The organism is Micromonospora sp. NPDC005806 (assembly GCF_042871425.1).
Lineage (GTDB): Bacteria > Actinomycetota > Actinomycetes > Mycobacteriales > Micromonosporaceae > Micromonospora.
In genome coordinates this window covers 1-6,816 of sequence record NZ_JBIAIL010000088.1, presented here as the reverse complement: position 1 = coordinate 6,816, position 6,816 = coordinate 1, and the positions used below count along the sequence as shown (strand labels likewise).

Below are 6,816 nucleotides of genomic sequence, written 5' to 3'. Positions count from 1 at the left end.
AGTTATGTCCACAACGTACAGACGATCACGCGGTGGCCGCCTCGCGTCCACCCCTCACCGCCAGCGACATCTCAAACGGCGGCTGCCGTACTAGGGCGACGCCCGGGCCGCGCAGGCCAAATGAGAGCCACACGACCAGCATGGGCAGCCGAAATGAGAGCGACAGCCCGGGCGCCTCGACCGAAGCCTGGCCGGGCCACGATCGCAGGTCAATGAAACAAGTAGCCGAGATGAGTGCAATGCCGTGTATCGGTGGCCAGCTTCGCTTGCATCAGAATGGATAGCGAGGGAGCGCAAGTTCGTCAGTTCCTCAGCGGAAGACCTGGTCGGGGTTGCAGTTCATCGCGACCTCGCAGTCGCAGTAACCACCGAGGTCTTCGAGGCAAGCAGACAGCAGGTTCCAATCGACGCCGTGGTCAAGAGCCCACGCCTGGGCGAGCCGCAATGAGTGGTCACAACCTTCCTCGTTGCCGCGGGTCACGATGAACGCGACCAGTGAGTCGAGTTGTACCGCGCTGATCGGCAATGCAGATCGTGCTGCGCGTTCAGCGTCCGACTGTGGCATGCCTACCGCCTCTTGGAAGAGTCGAGTCAACGGCGCCATCATGCTCCCAGCCGCGCCCAGGCGTTACGCGCTCGTCGCACCATCGCGCGAGAACTGATCAAGTGGGGAGGGCGGCCCGGCTCAGGCGAGTCCGTAGAGCCGGTTGAGGTCGAGTAGGTGATGACCGAGGACCGAGGAGGCATGTAGGTCGAGCACGAGGACCAGGAACACGTTGGGTGTCTCACAGTCGACCAGGACGTGTTGGTGTGCCCCGTCTGGCGACTGCCAGGCGTAGGTGACGCGGCCGTCGGAGAAGTCGTGCCCGTTGAAGTCGTCTTCGGGGATGGAGTCGAAGTAGGGCCAGAAGTCGAAGGGGGGTTCCTGGTCCGGACCCACTCTCGTGGGGTGGGGTCCCATCGTTGCCTTGTACTCGTCCTCAGTCAGTAGCGGTGGCACCAGGCAAGGATGCCTGGTCCACGGGTGGCGACGCGAGCATGCGGAAAGTTACACGTGCGATGTAGCGCTTGAGTTCCCTGAGTCAAGTCGTGGTGGTGAAGGCGTGGGCGGCGCGGTGCTGGGTGGGGTTGTAGGGCATGTTGGTGTGCCAGCAGGCCCAGATGACCCGTAGCCATGCACGGGCGACGATGCGGACGGCGTGGGGGTTGCGTTTGCCGCGTGCTCGGGCGTCGGCGTAGAGCTTTGCGGCCCAGGGTGATTGCAGGCGGGCGATGCTTTGGTCACCGGGGTGGTGCCACATTCCGCGGCGGCCTGCTCGGCGGTGTCGACGCGCATGAGGATCGGTCCGACCTCGGCGAGGAGTTGTGCCAGGTTGATCTGACCGACGCCGGGTAGGGCGGCGAGAAGTTGGGCTCGTGGGTGCACCGCGATGAGCTCCTTGATCAGCTTCTCGAGGTCGGCGATGGTGGCCTGCAGAGCTCGCAGCAGCTGCACCTGGGCGTGGATCATCGCGGTGAGAGTGGTTGCGGGCAGGGCTGCCGGGGTTGTGGGTGCGCTGCGTAGCCGCTGCAGCAGCTCGACTGCTGTCTTGCCACCTCGGTAGGAGTTGCGGCGCAAGAAGCCAGCCATCCGGACCTCGCCCAGGCGCCGGGCTGCTTCGGGAGTGGGGTAATCGGTCAGGAACGCCAACGCGATGGGAGAGGCCAGGGACTGGAAGAGCTTGCGGGGTCCGGGCCAGTGCGTGTCCAGCAGTGCGGCGAGCTGGTTGGTGGCGGCCGTGTGGGCGCGGACGTGGTCTTCCCGTAGCCGGGTGAGACTTTGCAGTTCGCTCAGCCCGTGGTCAGCCGGTTGCAGCCGGCGCAGCCGGTGACCATCAGTGCGGAGGTAGTCGGCGAGTTTGTAGCTGTCGCCGGGGTCGGACTTGGCGCCGGAGGCGCCCCAGCGGGGGCGAGCAGCGTGAAACGCGGTGGGATGCACGGGGAAGACGGGATGCCCTGCGGCAAGCAGCCGATCGACGACGAGCCCATCAGGGCGTTCGATGATCACCGGTAGTTCGGCGGGGCTGCCGTGGCGAGCGAGCCGGTCGAGTGCTGCGATCAGGGCCTGTTCGGTGTGAGGTAGCGCCCACCGGTCAACGATTGCGCCCCGGTCGTCCAGCACAGTGATGTCGTGGGTCGCGCTGGCCCAGTCCCAGCCGATAAACATCGTCGGTGCGTCCTTCATCCTCCCGCAGTTGGCTCCGAGGATGGCGAGGCCCCACCGTGCCGGATTCTCATTGTTCGGCCCTCGCTGGGGCGTGTCCCTAGACGCCGGTCCGGAGGCCTCGGCGTGTCAGGGGCGGCCGAACTCAAACTGGCCGTCAAGCGGCGCGGCAACGAAGCCGTCCCCCGACACTCACCGAGGAGCCACGACCCCTTGGTGGAATCGCGGAACCGATACTCCCCCAATGAGGCATCGCATGATCTCGGTCCTGGTCTGGCTCGTAGTCGACGAACGGATGGGTACGTCGGGCGCGGGTTTCAGGTGCCCGTTGATGGCATGAAGGAGCGGGGCCTCGCTCCTCGTGGGTCCCGGGCGGGATGCTCGGGGTGCTCACGTCTCACGACGAAGGAGGCCCCTCATGCAGGCAGAGTACGACGGCCGGCAGATTGTGGGTATTGATCTGCATCGGCGTCGGTCGGTGATCGTGCGGATGAGCGAGGCGGGCGAGAAGCTCGCGACGGTGCGGATCGACAATGACCCGGTCGCGCTGGGGTTGGAGATCGCCAAGGCCGGCCCGGACCCGGAGGTGGTCTTGGAGGCCACCTATGGCTGGTACTGGGCGGTGGATGTGTTGGCCGCGGCCGGCGCGCAGGTGCATTTGGCGCATCCGTTGGGGGTGAAAGGGTTCGCTTACCGGCGGGTGAAGAACGACGCCCGGGACGCCGCTGATCTGGCGGATCTGCTGCGCATGGGCAGGCTGCCGGAGGCGTATGCGGCACCGCCGGCGGTGCGCGAGTTGCGGGAGCTGGTGCGGTATCGGGCCAAGCTGGTCGCGTGGCGTTCGGGGTTGAAGGCGTCGGTGCACGCGGTGTTGGCCAAGCAGGGCGTGCACATCGCGGTGTCGGATCTGTTCGGCGTGGGCGGACGGGAACTGCTTGCTCGGGCGCCCTTGGACGGGGCGTATCGGGGTCGGGTGTCCTCGCTGTGCCGGCTGATTGACGCGGTTGATTTCGAGATCGACGCGGTTGCCGGGCCGATCCGGGCCAGACTTTGTGGGCACCGCGGTTACACCGCGATCCAGGCCATCCCCGGTGTCGGACCAGTCCTGGCGGCCGTGTTCGTCGCCGAGATCGGCGAGGTCGACCGGTTCCCCAGCCCGGCGCAGCTTTCCTCCTGGGCCGGGCTCACTCCCCGCCACCGCGAGTCCGACCTGGTCGTGCATCGGGGACGAATCACCAAGCAAGGCTCGACGTTGGTGCGGTGGGCGGCGGTCGAGGCCGCTCACGGCGTCCCGCACAGCGCCGGCTGGCTGACCGGCTCCCGCGCCCGCATCGCCGAGCGACGCGGCGGCAACATCGCCACCGTCGCGGTGGCCCGCAAGCTGCTCACCCTCGTCTACTACGGCCTGCGTGACGGGCACATCCGTGCCCTCGTACCGGGCAAGGCGGCGGCGTGAGCAGGTTCGGACGTGACCGGACGCGTGGTCGTGCCACGTCTGGCCCCCGTCGGCCGACGGCGAGGCCGCCCGCTTGATTGACCCCGTCCGGTCACGGTCGCACACCACCATGCCCCCGAACCCGCGGGGCGAATGGATGACCGGCAGCCGAACCACGGCCTGCCCTTCCGACAGCAGTCGGAACCTGGCGACGCGACCACACCCACAACACCGACTTCCGGCATCACCACGATGGCGTCCACGGCACCGGCGTCAAGGCCAAGCCCTACGGGTGGGCCTGCGGCCCAGCCCTGACCCCGACGCCGCACACGCGCCTGCCCGGAAACCATGCCAGAAGACGGGCAAAACAACGTCACCGGGTCAAAACCCCAGCCTTGACCGGCCCCGCTCCTTCATGGATGACGTGGTGCGTGCGCAGCCGTGCTGGGTCTCTGCCGGCGCTTCTGTGGCCTGGCGACCGAGGTCCGGAAGTCTGTCGCGGATGCGCGGTGTCGTGGGTACGGTGGCCCACGATTCGTACTCCGGGCCACGAGGAGCGTTCTGGCCACGATGACGGAACCGACCACGGTTATCTGGTACTACGCCAACCCAACAACCTTCACTGGCTCGCTCCAGCACGGCCTCGGCCGCGGCGCGTACCGCGCGCTTCACGACCCGGCAGCGCCACAGGCCGTACTCGCGTGCGTCAAGCGGGACTACCGCTGGGACTGGCTCGTCGACGAGCGCGCCGTCTACCTGGCCCGGCTGATCCGCGATCTCGCGCTGCCGGTACCTCCACTGCTCACCCTGCTGCACCAACACGCGGTCGATGACGATGACAACACGTTCGACAACACCCTCGCGGTACTCGAGGTATTGGGCCGCGCGGGCGACCGGCACGCGATCGACGGGCTGCGGTGGCACGTCCACAACGGCCCGCGCTGGGTCGACGTGCTCCACACGATCGCCCGGGACTGGCGCCGCGAGCTGTGGGACGATCTGTTGCCGGTCGCGCGGACCCGGCTCGCACAAGGTGACCGTGCGGACGAGGTGCTCTGGCGCAGCCGGCCGTGGCGGGACTGGGCCGCCGTGGAGGACCAGATCGCCACTGGGGTCGCGGCGTTCCAGCCGCCATCGGCACTGGCACGACCACTTGAGCAGCAGTCGACCGAGGATCTCCTCACGATGCTTCGCACCGACGGGACCGACCGGCAGAAAGCCGCGTTGCGTGAGCTGAACCATCGAGGGCCGCAACCGGCGCTGCTGCCGATCGTGGACGAGTTGCCCGTGACAGAGCTCCACGCCCCGCTGGGCCGCGCCATCCGACTGCTCGGCCCCCAGGCACTCCCGCTGGCCCGAGCCTGGGCCGCACCCCCCATCCATCCGATGATTTGGACCGCCTGCTTGGTGCTGGCCAAGCACGGCGACGACTCCGACCTTCCGGCGCTGCTCGCCGGCTGGGACTGGCTGGACCGCAGGACCGAAGACCGCTGTGGATACGATGACCTCGCCGAGGGCATCGCCCGTATTGGCGGACCGGCCACGCAGGCCGCGGTACCCCGGCTCCGCCGCGCCTGGTTCAGCCCGCACACCTTCGAGCGGGCCGCGTACCTACGCGCCGTTACAGCGCTCGACACAGGTAACACGAATTCGCTGCTCATCGAGGGCTTGTGGGATTGCGAGAGCGATGTACGACAGTTCGCGGCCGAACACACGCCACTCGACGACATGACCCGCAAACAGCTGAGCTATCTCCGCGATGACCCGATGGAGACTCCCGAGGTACGCGCCACCGCCGCTGCTCGGCTCAGCTGAGCGATCACGCACCTGCAGGGCCTCCCGTTGCGCTTCGTGACCGGCGGACTCCGGCCGCTCACGCAACCGACCACGGATCGCCATGACCGCACCCTTCTGCCGCCAACCGAGCGCTACCCACCGCGACAGACCCTCACGGAGGCCCTGCGTCCGATCGTGCCGAAAGTAGTGCGCCGTGTCGGTTGCCGACGTTCGAAGAGATCACTGCATGGCGGTGGCTAGTGGGTGATCGAACGAGACCGGGCAGCGGAAGATGTACAGGGCATAACCCCGGCCGATGGTGACATCGGTGGGGTTGGCCGGAGCCTCCGCCGGATCTTCCATCGGCCGCCAGCTGCCGCCCGACCCGTGCCACTCACCGGAGTCGGCGGTGAACAGCAGCGTCATCGCGGTGCCACACTCCGTGCAGTCCACCGGATGCGGGTCGGTCAGCGACCAGTTCGCGAAGCCGCCCAGCTTCCAGCCCGGCGCCAGTGACAGGTCGAACTGATAGTCGATTCCCTCCTCGTCGGATTCCTCCTCGGTCTCCTCCTCCCAGGCGGTGATCCGGGCGTCGAGTTCCTCGGGCAGCAGTTCGCCGTACTGGTACTCGCGAATCTGTTCCGGGTACACGACGCAGGGAGTCGGCAGATAGGAGTCGTTGACGACGGGCGGTTCGGGAGCCGCGGCCAAGGGCCGGCTGACGTCGGCGCTGCGCCGCCAGTACAGCCGTACCCGCGGGTTGTAGCCCTCCTCGGGGTGGTCCAGCGGGCACCACAGCACCTGCAACAGATCGGCGCCGTCCGGGCCGGTGAAGTCGGGAACGTCCCGGCGGTACAGCTGCGCCACCGGGAGCAGCGAGATCGGCTGGTTCACCAGGCTGTGCGGCTCGGAGAAGTCGAGGCCCGGCAACAGCGCTCGCTCCTCGTCGGTCAGGGCGTAACGAGTGCCCGTCGCGTCGGCGCGGGCCTGCGCCGCCGCGTAGATCTCCCGGCTGCGGCGGACCGTCGACGGCGTCTGGAGTTGGGAAATGTAGTGGGCATCGCCATCTGTGCACACCGGCCAAGCCTCATCGGCCGGCCAGAGCAGCGGGCCACCGACCGAACTGTCGGCGGCCGTCGGCGTACCGGGCCGGGGATGCAGCCGCGTGGCCGTCGCCGAGTGCTCCCTCAACTCGGGGAAGAGCTCTGTGATGTCCAGCGGCCGCGGCGGCGTGGTGCGAGTCATGGCCGATGATCCTAACGACCGGATACGACAGATCATGCGGTCCGCTGAGCCTCGACGCGGCGTCCGCATCTGGCACCCCTTTATGTCAAGACGCTGCTGGAACCAGGGGTTTAGGGTGGGTGGTGGCGGGTCCGGGAAGTGGCTTGTCCGAAGAGCC

General features: G+C 67.8%; 6 protein-coding genes. 2 read left to right on the top strand and 4 right to left on the bottom strand.

The features are described 5' to 3' along the window. Window positions 1-310 precede the first annotated feature (310 nt). From ACFYOS_RS36240 to ACFYOS_RS36230, 3 genes are all read right to left on the bottom strand, one after another. Window positions 311-565: a DUF2695 domain-containing protein gene (locus ACFYOS_RS36240; RefSeq protein WP_387151831.1), complete on the bottom strand. Its 255-nt coding sequence runs from the start codon at window positions 563-565 to the stop codon at window positions 311-313. A gap of 120 nt (window positions 566-685) precedes the next feature. Continuing rightward, complete coding sequence (locus tag ACFYOS_RS36235; RefSeq protein WP_387151828.1) at window positions 686-940, bottom strand: hypothetical protein; 255 nt, start codon at window positions 938-940, stop codon at window positions 686-688. Between the two features lie 108 nt (window positions 941-1,048). Then, window positions 1,049-2,224 (bottom strand): transposase, encoded by a 1,176-nt coding sequence (locus ACFYOS_RS36230; RefSeq protein ID WP_387151825.1) that lies wholly within the window; start codon window positions 2,222-2,224, stop codon window positions 1,049-1,051. Window positions 2,225-2,621: 397 nt separating this feature from the next. Between ACFYOS_RS36230 and ACFYOS_RS36225 the strand changes: the two genes are divergently transcribed. After that, on the top strand, window positions 2,622-3,659 hold the full coding sequence (locus ACFYOS_RS36225; protein ID WP_387151822.1) for an IS110 family transposase: 1,038 nt from the start codon (window positions 2,622-2,624) through the stop codon (window positions 3,657-3,659). A gap of 549 nt (window positions 3,660-4,208) precedes the next feature. Further along, the gene (locus tag ACFYOS_RS36220) at window positions 4,209-5,453 is read left to right on the top strand and encodes a hypothetical protein (RefSeq protein ID WP_387151819.1); all 1,245 of its coding nucleotides are present in this window, start codon (window positions 4,209-4,211) and stop codon (window positions 5,451-5,453) included. 201 nt (window positions 5,454-5,654) lie between these two features. Here the strand turns inward: ACFYOS_RS36220 and ACFYOS_RS36215 are convergent, their stop codons facing one another. Next, window positions 5,655-6,695, bottom strand: a complete 1,041-nt coding sequence (locus ACFYOS_RS36215; RefSeq protein WP_387151816.1) for a hypothetical protein — start codon at window positions 6,693-6,695, stop codon at window positions 5,655-5,657. Window positions 6,696-6,816: the final 121 nt, after the last annotated feature.